Here is a 695-nt window from a genome sequence, read left to right as displayed (position 1 = left end):
ATCACAGCTTACTTACAGCTCCCCGAAGCATATCGGTGTTAGTGCCGTCCTTCATAGGCTCCTAGTGCCAAGGCATCCGCCGTGCGCCCTTTCTAACTTAACCTTCATTCGGCTTCCAATACGCTGCGCATTACTTCGTCAGCTCAGTCATTCTGGTCCTCACGTGCCTTAGCACGCTCCGGTCCTCATTCCATCGCTTTCTCGTCCTGCTTGCGTCTTGAAACCCTCGGGTGAGTAGTGGTACTTAGCGATAAGTACATAAGCTACTCGTTAAAAAGTATTGCATTTGTTCAATCAATAGANCAGCCTTAGCAGCCAGACGCTCGGGTCATAAGCCGTATCGGCTATGCGGCAAAAACGCCGCTCCGCCAATCCGTCTTATGCCTGTCGCGCCTAAACGGCTGCTTCGGCTTTTCTATATTGCTTTCAATGTCGTTTTATCCAGTTTTCAAGGAACAAGTTTTGAAGATCATGTTGTCCAGCTCTAAACACCAGCTCACGCGTCCACTTCGGTCTTTCGGTCGAAATGCAAGCATTTCTACTCAAGCCCTCCAGTGACCGGTTGAGCTAACCGGTATTTTCCGCTTTTTCATGAACCTTCAAAACTGAACGCAAAACGTCAACGTATGAACCAGTGGTTCATATTCCGTAAATATCCTTAGAAAGGAGGTGATCCAGCCGCACCTTCCGATACG

1 rRNA gene is annotated in these 695 nt (G+C 48.7%); it reads right to left on the bottom strand.

Annotation, left to right across the window (positions count from 1 at the left end):
* A 23S ribosomal RNA gene (locus ACFQ38_RS01175) occupies nt 1–103 on the bottom strand; the annotation flags it as partial.
* Nucleotides 104–695: the final 592 nt, after the last annotated feature.

This window comes from Sporosarcina contaminans (assembly GCF_042679045.1).
GTDB classification, from domain to species: domain Bacteria; phylum Bacillota; class Bacilli; order Bacillales_A; family Planococcaceae; genus Sporosarcina; species Sporosarcina contaminans.
This window is presented reverse-complemented; position numbering and strand designations above follow the sequence as displayed.